Origin of the sequence: Streptomyces sp. NBC_01717, from assembly GCF_036248255.1 — a bacterium.
Lineage (GTDB): Bacteria > Actinomycetota > Actinomycetes > Streptomycetales > Streptomycetaceae > Streptomyces.
In genome coordinates this window covers 3,881,029-3,899,693 of the sequence record NZ_CP109178.1, presented here as the reverse complement: position 1 = coordinate 3,899,693, position 18,665 = coordinate 3,881,029, and the positions used below count along the sequence as shown (strand labels likewise).

At 70.1% G+C, this 18,665-nt stretch carries 14 protein-coding genes; 12 read left to right on the top strand and 2 right to left on the bottom strand.

The features are described from left to right. Nucleotides 1-65: 65 nt before the first annotated feature. On the top strand, nucleotides 66-1,619 hold the full coding sequence (locus tag OHB49_RS17475; RefSeq protein WP_329161360.1) for a hypothetical protein: 1,554 nt from the start codon (nucleotides 66-68) through the stop codon (nucleotides 1,617-1,619). Next, nucleotides 1,616-3,964 (top strand): glycosyltransferase, encoded by a 2,349-nt coding sequence (locus OHB49_RS17470; protein ID WP_329161358.1) that lies wholly within the window; start codon nucleotides 1,616-1,618, stop codon nucleotides 3,962-3,964. The genes OHB49_RS17475 and OHB49_RS17470 overlap by 4 nt, the downstream gene beginning before the upstream one ends. A gap of 107 nt (nucleotides 3,965-4,071) precedes the next feature. On the opposite strand, the gene OHB49_RS17465 is transcribed toward OHB49_RS17470, so the two are convergent. Continuing rightward, nucleotides 4,072-5,445 carry a polysialyltransferase family glycosyltransferase gene (locus OHB49_RS17465; protein ID WP_329161356.1) on the bottom strand — a complete coding sequence of 458 codons (1,374 nt, stop codon included), beginning with the start codon at nucleotides 5,443-5,445 and terminating at the stop codon, nucleotides 4,072-4,074. Then, the gene (locus OHB49_RS17460) at nucleotides 5,442-6,425 is read right to left on the bottom strand and encodes a glycosyltransferase family 2 protein (protein WP_329161354.1); all 984 of its coding nucleotides are present in this window, start codon (nucleotides 6,423-6,425) and stop codon (nucleotides 5,442-5,444) included. The genes OHB49_RS17465 and OHB49_RS17460 overlap by 4 nt, the downstream gene beginning before the upstream one ends. A gap of 209 nt (nucleotides 6,426-6,634) precedes the next feature. Here OHB49_RS17460 and OHB49_RS17455 point away from each other — a divergent pair, with 209 nt between their 5' ends. From OHB49_RS17455 to OHB49_RS17410, 10 genes are all read left to right on the top strand, one after another. Beyond that, complete coding sequence (locus tag OHB49_RS17455; RefSeq protein WP_329161352.1) at nucleotides 6,635-7,993, top strand: DUF6716 putative glycosyltransferase; 1,359 nt, start codon at nucleotides 6,635-6,637, stop codon at nucleotides 7,991-7,993. Nucleotides 7,994-8,013: 20 nt separating this feature from the next. Further along, a complete protein-coding gene (locus tag OHB49_RS17450) occupies nucleotides 8,014-9,258 on the top strand; it encodes an acylneuraminate cytidylyltransferase (protein WP_329161350.1) in 1,245 nt (414 codons plus the stop codon). A gap of 12 nt (nucleotides 9,259-9,270) precedes the next feature. Beyond that, nucleotides 9,271-10,197: an N-acetylneuraminate synthase family protein gene (locus tag OHB49_RS17445; protein WP_313938847.1), complete on the top strand. Its 927-nt coding sequence runs from the start codon at nucleotides 9,271-9,273 to the stop codon at nucleotides 10,195-10,197. Nucleotides 10,198-10,208: 11 nt separating this feature from the next. Next, on the top strand, nucleotides 10,209-11,264 hold the full coding sequence (locus tag OHB49_RS17440) for a hypothetical protein (protein ID WP_030969101.1): 1,056 nt from the start codon (nucleotides 10,209-10,211) through the stop codon (nucleotides 11,262-11,264). A 240-nt stretch (nucleotides 11,265-11,504) separates the two neighbouring features. After that, nucleotides 11,505-12,770 carry an amidohydrolase gene (locus tag OHB49_RS17435; RefSeq protein ID WP_030969103.1) on the top strand — a complete coding sequence of 422 codons (1,266 nt, stop codon included), beginning with the start codon at nucleotides 11,505-11,507 and terminating at the stop codon, nucleotides 12,768-12,770. A 138-nt stretch (nucleotides 12,771-12,908) separates the two neighbouring features. Beyond that, the gene (locus tag OHB49_RS17430; protein ID WP_030969105.1) at nucleotides 12,909-13,949 is read left to right on the top strand and encodes a BMP family lipoprotein; all 1,041 of its coding nucleotides are present in this window, start codon (nucleotides 12,909-12,911) and stop codon (nucleotides 13,947-13,949) included. Between the two features lie 257 nt (nucleotides 13,950-14,206). Next, nucleotides 14,207-15,799 (top strand): ABC transporter ATP-binding protein, encoded by a 1,593-nt coding sequence (locus OHB49_RS17425; protein WP_030969107.1) that lies wholly within the window; start codon nucleotides 14,207-14,209, stop codon nucleotides 15,797-15,799. After that, nucleotides 15,796-16,911: an ABC transporter permease gene (locus OHB49_RS17420; RefSeq protein WP_030969109.1), complete on the top strand. Its 1,116-nt coding sequence runs from the start codon at nucleotides 15,796-15,798 to the stop codon at nucleotides 16,909-16,911. The genes OHB49_RS17425 and OHB49_RS17420 overlap by 4 nt, the downstream gene beginning before the upstream one ends. Next, complete coding sequence (locus OHB49_RS17415) at nucleotides 16,908-18,194, top strand: ABC transporter permease (protein ID WP_030969111.1); 1,287 nt, start codon at nucleotides 16,908-16,910, stop codon at nucleotides 18,192-18,194. Before OHB49_RS17420 ends, OHB49_RS17415 begins: the two co-directional genes overlap by 4 nt. Next, complete coding sequence (locus OHB49_RS17410) at nucleotides 18,191-18,589, top strand: cytidine deaminase (protein WP_030969113.1); 399 nt, start codon at nucleotides 18,191-18,193, stop codon at nucleotides 18,587-18,589. The genes OHB49_RS17415 and OHB49_RS17410 overlap by 4 nt, the downstream gene beginning before the upstream one ends. The last annotated feature ends 76 nt before the right edge of the window (nucleotides 18,590-18,665 follow it).

Below are 18,665 nucleotides of genomic sequence, written 5' to 3'. Positions count from 1 at the left end.
GTTGCCGAACATCTGTCCCCCTCCATACGCCCCTTCCCCCACGGGCACCAGACGCTTGGAGCGCCATGACGAAAGCCCGCACCCGTTGGCCACGGCAGCGTGACGCGGAGGACTCGCTCCCGCCCGAAGGCGGTACGTCCCACGTCGCCACTGTCCAGCCGACGGAACTGGAGACCTGCCTGCGCGCCTGCGCCGCGCACAGCGGGAAGCTGGTCGCCGGGCTCGACCGGCGGCGTACGGCGCTCGCGGAGGCCCTGCGGAATCTGCTGGCCACCCATGCCGGCATGGAGCAGACGTCCTCCGGAGCCTCCCCGATCCCGCTGCTGCGGCGCACCGCCAGGGGTGGTTCGGGCTCCGCTCTGGTGCTCGGCGACAAGCTCCTCGACCCGCTGCTCGCGGTCGGCAACAAGGCGCTGGACTGCGGTTACGAGGACGAGCTGAAGCTCGCGATCCTCATCACGGACACCGTGCTCACCCAGCGTAAGCGCTCCCGGGCGGGCTGGCGGCTGCGGGCCCGGACCCTGGAGGCGATGGGCGCGGAGACCGCCGCCGTCGAGGCGTACGAGCAGTACCTCGACCTCACCGACGAGGACGGCTTCGGGGTCGCGGCGAAGACGGCCGGGCTGCGGGTGGGCGCGGAGCGCCAGAACGAGCTGCTGCGGAAGCTGGAGCACGGTTGCCCCGAGGCCGCGGCCTTCGTCGGCCGGTCCGTCACCGATTCCTGGGCCGAGGGCCTGGCGCTGCACGGGCGGGGAGACTGGAACCAGGCACGGCCCCGGCTGATCGGCGCACTGCTGACCCAGAACCGGGCCGGCGCGCCGGTGCCGGAGATCCAGGAGGCCCTGGCCCAGTACCTCGGCCTCGTGATGGAGGTCAGCGGCGCGGCGGGCAGCGGCGGCAGCCGCCGTGACAACGCGGGCACCGGCGACCTCGCCCTTCTCACGGACCTCATCGCGCTCTACGCCGAGCAGCGCCGGAGCCGGATGCGCGGCCCGATCGGCGACCCCACCTTCGGCGGCGTCGAATGGACGACGCTCGGCGAGTTCCGTAACCGCATCGCGGGCAAGTCGATCTGTCTGATCGCCAACTCGCAGCGTGTCGGCACCGGTTCGATGGGCGCCGAGATCGATGCGTACGACCTCGTCGTCCGCTTCAACTCGTACAAGATCGACCCGTCGGCGACCGGCAAGCGCACCGACATCCACGCCACCATCCACAAGCACGGCTTCAACTGGGACCAGAAGGTCCATACCCGGCTGGTCTTCGGCGGGGTCTCCGGCGACTGGAAGTACTCGCTGCGCAACCGGCTGGTGCCGGGCGCCCAGCAGTACCTCGGCGACGAGTCGCTGCGCTGGCCGCTGCGCGACATCGGCAAGGTCGGCGCGGATGTCTGGCCGGCCATCCCCACCAGCGGCTTCAACATGCTGTGGCTGCTGGACTACCTGGACGTCAGCACGCAGCTCGACCTGATCGGCTTCGACTTCTACGAGAGCGGCGCCTATCGGCTGCCCGCGGCGATGAAGATGCCCATCACCTCCGTGCACGAGTACACCAGCGAAAAGGCGTGGGTCATGGAACGCGCCCAGAGCGTCACCGATATGAGGATCCGACTGCGATGACGACGACGCCCACTACGACCGACACGCCCGCACCACAGGCCCCCGCCCCCACGAACGCGCTCACCGGCAAGCGCCGGGTCGCCTTCGCGAGCTTCGTGGACGAGAACTACCTGCCCGGCTTCCTCGCCCTGCTGCGCAGCCTCGCCCTGTCCAACCCGGCGGTCTGCGAGGACTTCATCGTCCTGCACGACGGGCTGCGCCCCGCCTCCGTCGCACAGATCCGGGCGCTGCACCCGCGCATCGACTTCCGCCGGGTCGACGCCGAGCACTACGACACGTACGCCAAGGGCGACCAGGACAACTACCTGGTGCGCAAGGCGTACTTCATCCTCGATGTGTTCCGGGTGCGCGACTACGACACCGTGATCACTCTGGACACCGACATGGTGGTCCTCGACGATCTGGGCGACCTGCTGAAGCTGCGCGACGGTCTTGCCGCCGTTCCGCAGTTCTTCTACGGGCAGCACAAGCTCAACAGCGGGCTGCTGGTCATCCAGCGCGAGTATCTGAGCGACGAGTTCTGCGCGAAGATCGACGACGTCGGCCGCAAGGGCACGTACGAACTCGACAAGCACGACCAGGGCATCCTGAACGCCGTGCTCGACGGTGATTTCGTGCAGCTCGACGCCCGCTACAACTTCGTCAAGCGGCGGCTCTCCGGCGACCTTCCGGTGCCCGACAGCACCGCGATCCTGCACTTCACCGGTCGGCACAAGCCCTGGCAGGGCGGCGAGGCCGGCTACGGCCAGGCCGAGGACCGCTGGCGCGAGTTCGAACTGTCCGACGCCGAGTTCCACGCCGCGTACCTGGCGCTGCCGGGCGCCAAGCACCACGACCTGCTGGTGCACTACGGCACCGCGCATGTCCGGCGCACCGCCGACCCCGAGAGCGCCCGCCGGGTCGCCGCCGCGCACATCGGCGCCGGTGAGTACCAGGAGGCGGCCGACCTGCTCGGCGGGGTCCGGATCCCCGTCGACGAGGCCTGGTCGCACGAGGTGCTCGGCCACGCGCTGATGAGCGTCTCGCGCTACGAGGAGGCCCGCGCCCAGCTCCTGCTGGCCACCGCCGCCCCCAACCGGGCCGCGACCGCCTTCTCACGCCTCGCCCAGATCGCCTGGATCCACGGCGACGAAGCCACCGCCGCGCAGTACGCCCTCGAAGGGCTCGGCGTCGACCCGACCCACCGGGCGAGCCGGCTGATGCACAAGCGCACCACGGACGTTGCCGCCCCCGTCGAGGGACCGGCCGCCGAGCAGCTCGCGCACGTCGCCTTCTACATGGACCGACAGGGCAACGCCGGGGACAAGCTGCTCCCGGAGAGCGTCCGGCTGGCCTTCGGCCGCGACACCGGCCCGGCCCGCTGGCATTCCGTCCACGCCCACAGGCTCTTCGACGAGGCCGCACTGGAACGGGTCAACGCCCGCCGTGGACTGGTCATCGGCGGCGGCGGACTCTTCATCCCGGACACCGCGCCGAACGGCAACAGCGGCTGGCAGTGGAACGTCCCCGACGAACTGCTCGAGCGGATCGACGTACCCGTCATGGTGTACGCGGTCGGGTTCAACGCCTTCGACGGCCAGGCGTACGGCCACGGCCGGGACCGGTTCCTCTCCTCGCTGCGGAAGCTGGTGGAGCGTGCCTCGTTCTTCGGGCTGCGCAACCACGGCTCGATCGAGAAGGTCCGCGAGCTGCTGCCGACGTCGCTGCACGACAAGGTCCGCTTCCAGCCCTGCCCGACCACGGTCACCCGGCAGCTGGTGGACGGCTGGACCGACCCCGAACAGCGCGAGGACACCGTGCTGATCAACGCCGCGTACGACCGGTCCGGGCTCCGCTTCGGCCACGACTACGCGCACTTCCTCGCCGAGATGGCAACCGCGGTGAAGGGGCTCGGCAAGTACGCCGAGGTGCAGTGCGTGGCCCACTCGCTGGACGACGAGCGGATCGCGTTCGACCTGCGGCGCGAGCACGGCATCTCGCTGCCGGTGATCCCGATGTACGACTTCGAGAACGACGAGATCCGTGACACGTACGCCCGGACCAAGCTGGTCATCGGCATGCGCGGGCACGCGGGCATGATCCCGTTCGGCTGCGGTACGCCGATCATCAGCCTGATCTCGCACCCGAAGATGGCGTACTTCCTGTCCGACATCGAACGGCCCGAGTGGGGTATCTCCGTCCATGACCGGCACCTCGGGGCGCGGCTCGTGGAGCGGGCGGCCGGGCTGCTGGACGACCATGCGGCGACGGTGGCCGATGTGCACGGGCGGCAGCAGGAACTGTGGAAGGTCACCGAGGCGAACGCGGCGGACCTCCGAGTGATCCAGGGAGGCGTGCGCGTCTGACGACACGGCGAAGGGGGCGGGGCGCCGACCAGGCACCCCGCCCCCTTCGCCTTGCCGTCGATCGCCGGGCGGGCTCGAAGCCGGCCCGGCGATCGAGGAGGCAGTCGCTATCGGCGCACAACCCTCCGCAACGACTTCGCCCGCCGCGCGACCCTGCGCACCGCGGCATTCCGCGGCAGGAACGCGAACTGCGAGGGCACCCCGCCGGGCAGCCCCAGCGAAGTCAGCCGCTTGCGCTTGAAGTAGCGCCAGGTCGTGGCCGTGAGATGGGCGGAGAGATATCGCTCCGCGGCCGGCCGGAGCTGCGGATAGATCTTCGGCTGCATCGTGAAGCCGACCGCGGTGATCAGTTCGTTCAACTCGACCGGCGACACCGCAACCGCTTCCGTCACCGCGCCCCGGTCGCCGAGGTCCGGCACCACCGCGTCCACCAGCGTGACCGGGACCCGGTTGCTGTTCTCGAACGGGGACAGCCGGTCCAGCAGCATCTCCGTACCGACCCGTGCCACCGGCAGTCCGTAGAACGCGGACGCCGTGAGCAGCGCGGTCGAGAAGCAGCCGACGACCAGCGCCGGCCGCATCCGCTGGTACAGCACCTCGGCGAGGACCGGCGCGGTGAGCACCCCCGAGTCCAGCACGGTCAGCTCCGCGCCGAGTTTCGCCGCCTCCGTCTCCATGGCCTGCGACCACTGGGCCGGGGCCGTCGGATGCGGCTTGAACACCAGGCGGGTGTGGCCGAGTCCGACCGCGCCGCGCATCATCCGCAGGTGCAGCTTCTCCTCCTCCGCCGCGCTGATCAGGCCGAGCGCGGAGAGGTACTGGCCGAGCAACAGCGCGGGCGCGTCCACGGACGGCACGCTCGCCGCGACATCGTGGGCGTCGCCCAGTTCACCGAGCACCTTGAGGAACGCCTCGGTCGGCACGATCTGGGACGTCACGCCGAACTCCGTGAGCAGCAACGGCTTCAGCCCCGGCACGAGGTCGAGGTGGAGCAGCCGCCGCACCCGGGTGCCGATCAGCGGGTCGATCTTGTTCCTGGTCGGGCCGTAGCTCATCAGCCCGTCCGCGTACACATCGATCGGTACGCCGGTGAAGATCTCGGCGATCGCCATCGCCGGGTTGACCTGGATCGACTCGATGACGAGCTCGATGTCGTCGTCGCCGAGTCCCCAGGCGAGGCGCAGATGCCGTTCCCACAGCGGTACGTCGTCGGGGCGCGGGGCCCAGCCGCTCGGGTGGTGGGGGGCGATGGTCGCGTTCCACGACACGACGTCGTCGAACCGGCCGCGCAGCGCGTCGAACCCGGGCATCGCGTCGACGGCGGGTGTCGTCTCCGGGATCGCCGCGTTGTTGGAGACGAGCAGAATGCGGCGGTCGGCGTCCGCGAAGACGCCCGCGTCCAGGGCGGCGGCGAGCGTGGCCGCGCCGTAGAGGGTGGAGGCGAAGAAGATCTGTGTCGTACGGGTCCGGCTGCTGCTCATGCGGCCGCCACCTCCTTCGCGGTGACGGGCCGGCGGCGCAGCCGGCGCAGCAGCGTCGCGCGCTGCAGGTCCATCGAGTCGAGGGCGTCGTCCAGCACGTCCTGCGGCATCCGCTTGAGCGCTCCGGCGCTCATCGATTTCAGGGCACGGGCCACAGAGGGTTCGAACCTTTCCATCGAACTCATGTGATGCGAAATGATCGCGCAATAGGTACGGACCGCTTTCGGCAGGAGTGCCTGCGCATCGCGGTCCGCCGCTGTCTCCCGTACGACTTGGTCAAATGAGCGAATGAAATCGAGCTGGCGCACGTCGCCGATCTGGGTCAGTGACGAGGCGACGCCACGCCGGTAGAAAATGCCGAGAAGCCCCAGCACCGCAAAGGAATCCGCCTCGCGGTGCAGCCGCCAGATCCACGGCCGGTCCTCGGCGGTGCGCAGACCGTCCGTGAAGTGCAGCAGCCCGCGGTCCAGGAGACGGCGGTGGTAGAGGCCCGCCCAGGCGTACGGATAGTCGACCGAGGTGGTGCGCCCGGCGGGCAGGATCGCGTCCCGCGGGTCCATGACCTCGCCCCTGCGGCCGTGCGGGACACGGTGGACCGTGCGGGTCCTGCCGTCGGCCTGGACATGGTCGGTACGGACGAAGTCGCAGCCCAGTGCCTCGGTACGGGCGAGCAGGTCGGCGTAGAAGCCGGGGGCGAGCCAGTCGTCGCCGTCAAGGAAGGCGAGGTACTCGCCGCGGGCCACGTCCAGACCGGTGTTCCGGGCGGTGGCCAGTCCGCCGTTCTGCTTGTGTCTGCGTACGACCACCCCCGGAATCTCGTCCTCGGCGCGGCGGAGTATGTCCGCGGTCCCGTCGGTCGAACAGTCGTCGACGAGGATGAATTCGAAGTCCTCGCGGGCGTTGGCCCGCAGGCTTCTCAGGGTGTCGGGAGCGTATGTCTGCACGTTGTAGAACGGCACGATTACGGAGAGCTTAACCACCCTTCACACGCTAGGGGGGCGCTCGTCATTTGCCCTGGCCCCAGGACGGACGGCAGGTGAACGACGAATGTCGGAATGGTGAACCGGTCCGAATCCGAGAGGATTACGGGGCATTTGTGGAGTCGATTCGCCAACAGTCGGCGGGCTGTTAACCATCTGTTGCCGCCACGTTGGGCCGCCAATCGAAATGCCTTCCTAACTTCTAGGACGTGCCCCCACGTACCAGCAAGACGACGGCGCTCCGGGTAGCCGTACTCGCCGACTCGGACACCCGGTGGAAATGGGGCGCGCTCACCGCGCGCCGCCTGACCACCGGGGCCCCGGACGCGCCCCGGGCAGCGGACCGGCCGGTCGAGATCACCGGACTGCTGCTGCGCGGCCGCGCGACCCCGACCCCGCGCCAGCTCGCCGAGGTCGGCGACGTCGGGATCGAGACCGGCCGGGTGCGCGAGGTGACGGCGGTCGAGTTCCTGGACACCGTGCGGAACGAGGGGTACGACATAGTGGTCCTCGCCCTGGTCGGCGGCGCCGTCCAGGCGATGCTGCACGGGCTCGCCGCCCTGCGGCTGGCCGCCAGGCCCGTCGTCGTCACCGGCTATGTCGGTGTCGTCTACGAGAAGCTCGCCGACGGGCTGCTGCTGCGACACGGGGCGGACGTCGTCCTCGCCAACTCCCGACACGACGCGGAGCGCTTCCGCGCGGTGTACGAAGGAGTGGGCGCCGACGCCTCGGCCGTCACGGAGGCCGCACTGCCGTTCCTCGGCGGCGCGCCGCACCGGCGGGAAGAGGGTCGCGACACGGTCGTGTTCGCAGCCCAGCCCTCCGTACCGGCCTCCCGCACCGACCGGACTTACCTGCTGCGCCGTCTCGTCGAGCACGCCAGGCTGCACCCCGACCGCGAGGTGCTGCTGAAGCTGCGCTCCAAGCCGGGTGAGCACACCACGCACATCGAAGAACTTCCGTACCAGCGGCTCGCGGCGAAGCTTCCCGGCGGGCTGCCGCCCAACTTCAGCCTGGTGTACGGGCACATGGGCGAGGTCCTCGACCGCACCGACCTGCTGGTCACGGTCTCCTCGACCGCCGCGCTGGAGTCCCTGCACCGGCGCATCCCGACCGCGATCCTCACCGACCTCGGCGTCCGCGAGACCCTCGGCAACCACCACTTCATCGGCTCGGGCCTGCTCACCTCGTGGGACCGGCTCGACGGCGGCTCCCACCCGGAGCCCGACGAGAAGTGGCTGGCCGGCCAGGGCGTCGCCGCCGACGGCACCTACGACACGGCCTACGACACCGCTCGCGCCCGCGTCGACGCGCTGCTGGCCGAGCACCGCCTTCCCGACCTCACTCCGTACTACACACCCGCCACCGCCCCCGGCTACCTCCCCGGCATCCTCGCCCGCCACCACCTGGCTCCGGACGGGCACCCGCTGCCGGGCGCCGCGGCGCCGCGCGAGACCGGCGGGGTGCGGGGCGCGGTCCGCGACGCCGTCCGGGAGGCGGCGCGGGGGGCGTACCGGCAGGGAGTCCAGCGGGTCGCCCCCGTGATCCGGCGGATGGGCGAACTGTGAACACCACTTCAGGAGCAGAGATGACCCCGACCCCGACCGTGCTCGCCGTGATCCCCGCCCGCGGCGGATCCAAGGGCGTCCCGGCCAAGAACATCGCCCAGGTCGGCGGCATACCGCTGGTCGCCCGCGCGGTGCAGGCCTGTCTGGGATCGAGCGAGGTCACCGACGTCGTCGTGACGACCGACGACGCGGCCATCGCGGCCGCCGCACGGGCCGCGGGTGACTCGCTGGGGGCCTCCGGACGGCTGCACTGCGTGCAGCGTCCCGCAGCCATCGCGGGCGACAAATCGAGCAGCGAGGACGCGGTGCTGCACGCCCTCGACGCGTACGAGGCGATGCACGGCCGCACCGTCGACGTGGTGCTGCTGGTCCAGTGCACCAGCCCGTTCCTCACTCGCGAGGACATCGACGGCGTGGCCGCGGCGGTCGCCCGCGAAGGAGCCGACACGGCCGTCACCGTGGCACCCTTCCACGGCTTCATATGGCGCGACGGCACCGCCGTCGAGGACCACGCCTACGGCGTCAACCACGACAAGGGCGTCCGGCAGATGCGGCAGGACCGCCCCGAGGACCTGCTGGAGACCGGCGCGGCGTACGCGATGAACGTCGCCGGCTTCCGTACCCACCGCCACCGCTTCTTCGGCGACACCGCGCTGGTCCGCACCGACCCCGCCCGGGTCCTGGAGATCGACGACCCGCACGACCTGGCCCGCGCCCGCGCCCTCGCGCCGCTCCTCGACCCGTCGCCGCTGCCGACCCGCGACGACATCGACGCGGTCGTCCTCGACTTCGACGGCACCCAGACCGACGACCGCGTCCTGATCGACGCCGACGGACGCGAGATCGTCGCCGTCCACCGCGGCGACGGCCTCGGCATCGCGGCCCTGCGCAAGTCCGGGCTCGACCTCCTCATCCTGTCCACCGAGCAGAACCCGGTCGTCGCCGCCCGCGCCAACAAGCTCAGGATCCCCGTCCTGCACGGCATCGACCGCAAGGACCTCGCGCTCAAGCAGTGGTGCGACGAGCAGGGCATCGCGCCCGAGCGGGTGCTCTACGTCGGCAACGACGTCAACGACCTGCCCTGCTTCGCCCTCGCCGGCTGGCCCGTCGCCGTCGCCAGCGCCCACGACTCGGTACGTGCCGCCGCTCGCGCCGTCACGACCACCCCCGGCGGCTTCGGTGCCATCCGCGAAATCGCGGCCTGGCTGCTCGGCCCCACTCTCACAAACCACCAGTCCACCCCCACCAACACCACCACCAAGTAAGGAAACACCCTCATGAGCACCTCCCGCCTGCGCACCCTCGGCACCCGCACCGCCGGCCCCGGTCAGCCCGTCTACATCACCGGCGAGATCGGCATCAACCACAACGGTGACCTCGACAACGCCCTCGCGCTGATCGACGTGGCCGCCGAAGCCGGCTGCGACGCCGTCAAGTTCCAGAAGCGCACCCCGGAGATCTGCACCCCGCGCGACCAGTGGGACATCGAGCGCGACACCCCCTGGGGCCGGATGACGTACATCGACTACCGCCACCGCGTCGAGTTCGGCGAGGCCGAGTACCAGGCCATCTCCGAGCACTGCGCCAAGCGCGGCATCGACTGGTTCGCCTCCCCGTGGGACACGGAGGCCGTCGCCTTCCTCGAGAAGTTCGACGTCCCCGCCCACAAGGTGGCCTCGGCCTCGCTGACCGACGACGAGCTGCTCCGCTCGCTGCGCGCCACCGGCCGCACGATCATCCTCTCCACCGGCATGTCGACCCCGCGCCAGATCCGCCACGCGGTCGAGGTCCTCGGCAGCGACAACATCCTGCTCTGCCACGCCACTTCGACGTACCCCGCGAAGGCGGAGGAGCTGAACCTGCGCGTCATCAACACCCTCCAGCAGGAGTACCCGAACGTCCCGATCGGCTACAGCGGCCACGAGACCGGCCTCCAGACGACCCTCGCCGCCGTCGCCCTCGGCGCCGCGTTCGTCGAGCGTCACATCACCCTCGACCGCGCCATGTGGGGCTCCGACCAGGCCGCCTCGGTCGAGCCGCAGGGCCTCACCCGCCTCGTCCGCGACATCCGCACGATCGAGGCCTCCCTCGGCGACGGTGTCAAGAAGGTGTACGAGTCCGAGCTCGGCCCGATGAAGAAGCTCCGCCGTGTCGCGGGCGTCGTCGCCGAGGCGGCTCCGGCCGCTGAGCCGGCCGCGGTCTGACGGGCCGACCGGTGAACCTCGCCTTCGTCGAGAGCCCGGTCCAGCTCCTGAACGTCCTGGAGTGGGCCTACACAGAGGGAGGCGACGACCTGGTCCGTTCGGACATGACGGTCGTCGTCCTCCCCCCGGTCGACCCGATGTCGCGCGGTCAGCTGCGCCGGATGGCGGAGCTGGCCCGCGACGAAGGCGCCACCGTGCGCTGGCAGGAGGCACGCGGCGGCGCGGGTGCGCCGCTGAAGACCCTGCGCTCACTGACGGGACTGCTGCGCAGGGCGGACCGGATCGTGATCGGCGACCCGTTCTCCCGGTACGTGCAGCTGCTTCTCACGATGGTCCGCGCCCGCCACCTCACGGTGGTCGACGACGGCACGGCCACGATGGAGTTCGTCGCCCAACTGGCGCGCGGCGAACGGCTGGTGCGCTGGCACCGGCGTGGCAGCTCCGGCGCGCGCGATCTGGTCCTGGCCCCGGTCACGGCCACCGCCCGCCGCCGGTTCACCCCGTCGAGGACCCGTACGGTCGAGGTATTCACAGCGATGCCGGTCGAGGCTCCGGCCGGCATCACGGTCACCCCCAACACCTTTGCCTGGACCCGCGCCCGCTTCGGTCCGCCGCTGCTCACCCGGGGCGCGGACCTGGTCGGCACATCTCTGGTCGAGACGGGTGTCATCGACCAGGAGCAGTACCTGGAGGCGGTCTCCGCCCTGGCCCGGGCCCACGGTGCGACCCGCTACTTCGCCCACCGCCGGGAGTCCGCCGTAAAACTCCACGCCCTGGAAGCCGCCACCGGCCTGGAGATCGTCCGCCCGGACCTCCCTCTGGAACTCATCGCGCGCCGCGGCCCGATCGGCCGCACGGTCCTGAGCTTCCCGTCCACGGTCGTCCACACACTGCCACTCGCACTGGTCGGCACGGAGGTCAAGGTCGCGGTCTGCGACATCGCCCCGGAATGGCTGCGGGACACGGCGTCGCCGCGCGCGCAGGGATTCCTGAGCGGAGTCACGGAGACGGCGCGCGACGTACAGCGGCTGGCCCCGTGGCGGGCTACCGCGGTGACGAAGGCCTGAGGGCTCCTTTGCGCGACGCACTCCGACCGAGGGCCGGCGACGCAGCGTAAGCCGTGTGGAGTCGGGACCGGCGACGGGGCACGGTGCACGCCTTCGGGGGATAACGGGTGAGTTTACCCACCTCCATCTCACGGCACACGCTCCGACGCCGTATTTTGTTCCTCTATGCGGCTGAACTTTTGTTGATCTGTGGCCAGTTGAGGGGGCAAGGGGCCTACCCTTCAACAGGTGAACCAGTTGATGTCCCGCGAGTCCGATCCCGAGCCGCCCGAGGACGCCGCCCTGCCCGGCACGCTGCCCGAACCCCTGCGGGCCGAGCTGATCGCCTTCCGGCGCGATCTGCACATGCACCCCGAGCTCGGCAACCAGGAGTTCCGTACCACCGCGGCCATCAAGGCCCGGCTGGAGAAGGCCGGGCTCGAACCCCGGGTGCTCTCCACCGGGACCGGGCTGATCTGCGACGTGGGCACATCGGCAGGGGCGCGCAGCTCGGACGAGGGCGATGACCGGCAGGCGGGCGACCCGCGGCCCATGCTCGCCCTGCGCGCGGACATCGACGCCCTGCCCATCCCGGACACCAAGACCGGCGTCCCCTACCGGTCCACCGTCCCCGACCGGGCGCATGCCTGTGGGCACGACATCCACACCACCATCGTGCTCGGCGCCGGGCTCGTCCTCGCCGAGCTCGACCGGCAGGGGCTGCTGCCGCACCCCGTTCGGCTGATCTTCCAGCCGGCCGAGGAGGTGCTGCCCGGCGGGGCGGCCGATGCGATCGAGGCCGGGGTGCTGGAAGGCGTCGGGCGGATCATCGGGGTGCACTGCGACCCGAGGGTCGATGTGGGGAGGATCGGGCTGCGGGCCGGGCCGATCACCTCGGCCTGCGACCGGCTCGAGGTCACCCTGGACGGACCCGGCGGCCACACCGCCCGTCCGCATCTGACCACCGACCTGGTCACCGCCGCCGCGAAGGTGGCCACCGAGGTGCCCGCCCTGCTCGCCCGCCGGGTCGACGCCCGCTGGGGGCTCGCGGTCACCTGGGGGCGGCTGGTGGCCGGGCACACGTGCAACGTGATCCCGCAGCACGCCGAACTGTCCGGGACGGTCCGCTGCCTGGACCTGGCGGCGTGGCGGGAGGCGCCGGATCTGGTCCATGCCGCCATCGACGAGGTGGCCGGAATGCATCGGGCCAAGTCTGTGATCAACTACGTCCGGGGGGTTCCGCCGGTCGTGAACGACTCGGGGACGACCGAGCTGCTGGCCGCCGCCATGGCCGGGCGCCGCGGATCGTATGCGATCGAGGACACCGAGCAGAGCCTCGGCGGGGAGGACTTCTCCTGGTATCTGGAGCACGTTCCGGGGGCCATGGCGCGGCTCGGAGTGCGTACGCCCGGAGACACCCGGCGCCTTGACCTGCACCGTGGAGACTTCGATGCGGACGAGGAGGCGATCACTGTTGGCGTGGAGCTGTTCACCGCCGCGGCTTTGCTCGACGGCAACCGTTCGTAACCGGACAGGTCACCGCCGGTTCGCGACGATCCGATAACGGCTTCCGTACAGGGCTTTATCTGACATCTACGCGCGTTACGATCGCGGCGAAACCAGCGCCGGAAGAGGCGCTTCGGTCAGGTTTGAAGGAGCCTTCCCTTGCGCCGGGTATCCAAGATCACCGCCGCGTGTGCCGTCACTGCGGCTCTCGCGCTCACCGCCACCGCGTGTGGCGAGTCGTCCGACGAGAGCACCAGCTCCGACAAGGGCCAGATGAAGATCGGCATGGCCTACGACGTCGGCGGCCGTGGCGACAACTCGTTCAACGACTCCGCCGCTCGCGGTCTGGACAAGGCCAAGGCCGAGTTCAAGGCCCAGACGAAGGAGCTCACCGCCAAGAACGGTGAGACCCCGGCCGACCGCGAGCAGCGCCTGCAGTCGCTCGCCGAGGGCGGTTACAACCCGGTCATCGCGATCGGCTTCGCGTACAAGGACGCGGTCGACAAGATCGCCCCGAAGTACCCGAAGGTCAACTTCGGTCTGGTCGACTCGGTCTCCGACGCCAAGAACGTCGCCTCCATCGTCTTCACCGAGGAGCAGGGCTCGTACCTCGCCGGTGTCGCGGCGGCGCTGAAGTCGAAGGACGGCCAGGTCGGCTTCATCGGCGGTGTGGACCTTCCGCTGATCAAGAAGTTCGCCGCCGGCTTCCAGCAGGGTGTCCTGGACACGAACCCGAAGGCCAAGGTGCAGATCCAGTACCTGTCCACCGGTTCGGACCTGTCCGGCTTCGGTAGCCCCGACAAGGGCGAGGCCGCCGCCAAGGGCATGCTCGACAAGGGCGCGGACGTCATCTTCGCCGCCGCGGGCGGTTCCGGTGCCGGTGCGATCGAGGCCGTCGCCGGCCAGAAGGGTGCCTGGTCCATCGGTGTCGACTCCGACCAGGCCCTGGACCCGGCGCTGGCGAAGTACAAGGACACGATCCTGACCTCGGTCGTCAAGAACGTCGACGCCGGTGTCTACGACCTGATCAAGTCCGTCAAGGACGGCAAGCCGCTGACCGGCGTCCAGACGTACTCCCTGGCCAAGGGCGGCGTCTCGCTGACCACCACGGGTGACCACCTCGCGGACATCCAGGCCAAGCTCGACGAGGCGAAGAAGAAGATCGTCGACGGCACGATCAAGGTCAAGACCACGACCTGATCCGTCCCGTCGATCGGGGCCCGGGGGGAGCTGCTTCGGTTGCTCGCCCGGGCCCCGATTTCGCGTACGGCCTTCGGCGGAACGCCTCCGTAGTCGTACGCACACCGTCCGCCACCTGCTATCGGGTGGCCAACGATTCGGTGGCGCTACGCGCGTAGCGTCCGCCGGGCGCGGTACCTTTTTTCGCCCCCACCGCCTCCGCCCTCCGCTCCTGCCAAGGAGAGTGCGTCATCAACGCGTCCAGCAGTCCCCATGCCGTGGAGCTCCGCGGCATCACCAAGCGGTTCCCCGGGGTCGTGGCCAACCACGACATCGACATCACCGTGCGTCGCGGCACCGTCCACGCTCTCGTCGGCGAGAACGGCGCCGGCAAGTCCACTCTGATGAAGATCCTGTACGGCATGCAGAAGCCGGACGAGGGCACCATCGCGGTGGACGGCGAGCAGGTCTCGTTCCACAACCCCGGCGACGCCATCGCACGCGGCATCGGCATGGTGCACCAGCACTTCATGCTCGCCGACTACCTGACCGTCCTGGAGAACGTCGTCCTCGGCTCCGAGAAGCTGTTCGGGATCGGCGACCGGGCTCGCGCCCGGATCAAGGAGATCTCCGACGCGTACGGCCTCGGTGTCCGCCCGGACGCCATGGTCGAGGACCTCGGCGTCGCCGACCGCCAGCGCGTGGAGATTCTCAAGGTCCTCTACCGCGGTGCCCGCACGCTCATCCTCGACGAGCCGACCGCCGTCCTCGTGCCGCAGGAGGTCGACGCACTCTTCGACAACCTGCGCGAGCTCAAGGCCGAGGGCCTGACCGTCATCTTCATCTCGCACAAGCTCGGCGAGGTCCTCTCCGTCGCCGACGAGATCACGGTGATCCGGCGCGGCACGACGGTCGGCACCGCCGACCCGGCGAACACCACGACCAAGCAGCTCGCCGAGCTGATGGTCGGCAGCGAGCTGCCGTCGCCGGAGACCCGCGAGTCGACCGTCACCGACACGCCGATGCTCACCGTCGACGACCTGCGGCTGACCGCCACCGACCCGGACGGGGTGGTGCGTGCCGTGCTCGACGGCATCACCTTCACCATCCACAAGGGCGAGGTCCTCGGCATCGCGGGCGTCGAGGGCAACGGCCAGTCCGAACTGGTCGACGCCATCATGGGGATGCGCTCCCTGGACCACGGGGTGCTCACCCTGGACGACGCCGACATCTCCCGTACCCCGACGCGCAAGCGCCGCGAGGACGGCATGGCCGTCATCCCCGAGGACCGCCACCGGCACGGACTGCTGCTGGAGGCCCCGCTCTGGGAGAACCGCATCCTCGGTCATGTCACCGAGCGGCCCAACAGCAAGGGCGCGTTCCTCGACCTCAAGGCGGCCCGCGCGGACACCGAGCGGATCGTGCGCGAGTACGACGTCCGCACCCCCGGCATCGAGGTCACCGCGGCCTCGCTCTCCGGCGGCAACCAGCAGAAGCTGATCGTCGGCCGCGAGATGAGCCACTCCCCGAAGCTGCTGATCGCCGCGCACCCCACCCGGGGTGTGGACGTCGGCGCGCAGGCGCAGATCTGGGACCAGATCCGCGAGGCGCGTCGCGAGGGTCTGGCAGTGCTGCTGATCTCCGCCGACCTGGACGAGCTGATCGGGCTGTCCGACACCCTGCGCGTCATGTACCGCGGCCGACTGGTCGCGGACGCCGACCCGGCGACCATCACCCCGGAAGAGCTCGGCTCGGCGATGACGGGAGCGGCCAGCGGCCATCTCGAAGCGCCGGCCGAGTCCGGTACGGATGCGGAGTCCGGTCCGGACTCCGCCGACACCGACCCCCGGGACGGGGGAGAGGACCGATGAAGAAGTTCGACAAGGAGCGGCTGCTCCTGGGGATCGCGGCCCCCGTACTCGCGATCGTGGTCGCGTTCCTGGTGACCGCTCTCGTGCTGGCCGCCACCGGCAAGGAACCGTTCAGCGCGTTCGGCATCATGTTCGACTACGGGGTGAAGTCGGACAGCCAGGTCTACATCCTCAACAAGGCGACGACGTACTACCTCGCAGGTCTCGCGGTGGCCGTCGGTTTCCGGATGAACCTCTTCAACATCGGCGTCGACGGCCAGTACCGCCTCGCCGCCTTCTTCGCCGCCGCCGTCGGTGGCGCGCTGACCCTGCCGGGCGCCCTCCAGATCCCGCTGATCATCCTCACCGCGATGATCGTCGGCGCGATGTGGGCCGGGATCGCCGGTGTCCTCAAGGTCACCCGAGGTGTCAGCGAGGTCGTCTCGACGATCATGCTGAACGCCATCGCGACCGCCGTCATCGGCTACCTGCTCCAGCAGGGCCGCCTCGGTCACCTCGACGAGGCCGGCACGAAGATCTCCACCAAGCCGCTCCCGGAGTCCTCGCACTTCTTCGAGTTCCCGACCACCCCGACGCCCGTCTGGGGCTTCATCGTGGTCGCGGTCGTCGCGGGCATCGCCTACTGGTTCACGCTCTCGCGCACCCGGTTCGGCTTCGATCTGCGTACCGTCGGCCAGTCCGGCTCCGCGGCCGAGGCCAGCGGTGTCGACGTCAAGAAGATGGTCGTCACGTCGATGCTGATCTCCGGCGCGGTGGCCGGCCTCATCGGCATGCCGACGCTGCTCAACGACAGCTACGAGTACAGCGGCGACTTCCCCATCGGTATCGGCTTCACCGGCATCGCTATCGCCCTCCTCGGCCGCAACCACCCCGTCGGCATCGCGCTCGGCGCGCTGCTCTGGGGCTTCCTGGAGCGCGGCACCGGAAAGCTCGAGTTCGAGGGGTACGACAAGGAGATCGTCGGCGTCATCCAGGGCGTCATCGTCCTGTGCGTCGTCATCGCCTACGAAGTCGTCCGCCGCTACGGACTCAAGCGCCAGCAGAGCAAGGTCGGCGCGGAACTCGCCGCACAGGCCGCCCGTAACTCCGACCAGCAGGAGGTGTCGGCGTGACCGCCACGGCGACTTCCACCCCGCCGCCCGCGGCCCCCAAGGTCTCCGGTGGCAGCGGCCGCACCCGCCTCTCCTTCCCCGTCGTCCTGCTGATCGTCGCGGGCGCGCTGCTCGCGCTGTCCGCGGTGCGCGCCATCACCGGCGCCCAGGACGTCACCTCTGCCGGGCAGATCAGCGCGGCGCTCGCGATGGCCGTGCCGATCGGGCTCGCCGGTCTCGGCGGCCTGTGGGCCGAGCGGGCCGGTGTGGTCAACATCGGCCTCGAGGGCATGATGATCCTCGGCACGTTCTTCGGCGCCTGGGCAGGCTGGCAGACCAGCCCCTGGCTCGGCGTGCTGGCCGGGGTCATCGGCGGCATGCTCGGCGGGCTGCTGCACGCCGTCGCGACCGTCACCTTCGGCGTCGATCACATCATCTCCGGTATCGCCATCAACATCCTGGCGCTCGGGTTCACCACCTACTTCGCCAAGCTCTGGTTCAACACGGGTGACGCGGCGGCCAAGGGCGGCAGCCCCAAGCAGTCACCGCCGGCCGACGACATCACCTCGGTGACCATTCCCGGCCTGTCGGGCTGGCTGCACTCGATCGAGAAGCACCACTGGTTCTTCGTCTCCGACGTGGCCGGTGTCATCGGCGGTCTGATCACCAATGTGTCGCTGCTGACGATCCTGGCCGCGGTCCTCTTCGTCGTGACCTTCTTCGTCATGTGGAAGACCTCGTTCGGGCTGCGGCTGCGCTCCTGCGGCGAGAACCCGGTCGCCGCCGAGTCGCTCGGCGTGAACGTCTACCGCTACAAGTACATCGCGGTGATCATCTCGGGCGGCATGGCCGGACTCGGCGGTGCCTTCCTCTCCCTGGTGACCTCGCACATCTACAACGAGGGCCAGACCGGCGGCCGCGGATACATCGGTCTCGCCGCGATGATCTTCGGCAACTGGCGACCCGGCGGACTCGCCATGGGCGCGGGCCTGTTCGGCTTCGCCGACGCGCTCCAGCTGCGCAACGGCGGCGAGTCCGTCCACGCGCTGCTGCTCCTGCTGTTCGTCGTGCTGGCCGTGCTCGCCGCCTGGAAGCTCTACCGCAAGAGCTTCGTCCAGGGCGTGGTCAGCGCCGTCATCGCCGCAGCCGTGCTGGTGTGGTACCTCGCCACGGACACGGTGCCCACCGAGTTCGTGAGCGCCACCCCGTACATCGTCACGCTGCTCGTCCTCTCGCTCTCCGCGCAGCGGCTGCGGATGCCGAAGGCGGACGGCATGCGGTACCGGAAGGGCCAGGGCAAGTGACCGCGGCTGCCGACGTCGACTGGGACGCCCTGCGCGTCGCCGCCCGGGACGCCATGTCCCGGGCGTACGCCCCCTACTCGGGCTACCCGGTAGGCGTCGCGGCGCGCGTCGACGACGGCCGCACGGTGGTCGGCTGCAACGTCGAGAACGCCTCGTACGGACTGAGCCTGTGCGCCGAGTGCGGCCTGGTCTCGCAGCTGAACGCCACCGGCGGCGGACGCCTGACCCACTTCACCTGTGTCGACGGGACGGGCGCGATCCTGGTCCCGTGCGGCAGGTGCCGGCAGCTGCTGTACGAGTTCGGCGGACCGGAGCTCGTCCTGGAGACCCCGGACGGCCTCCGCACGCTCGACCAGATGCTGCCGCAGGCCTTCGGCCCGGACCATCTGAAGTAGAACTGCTGTGGCCCTCCCGTCCGTTGGGAGGGCCACACCCGTATCCACCCTCTATGCGCGTAGAGTCATTCGGGAC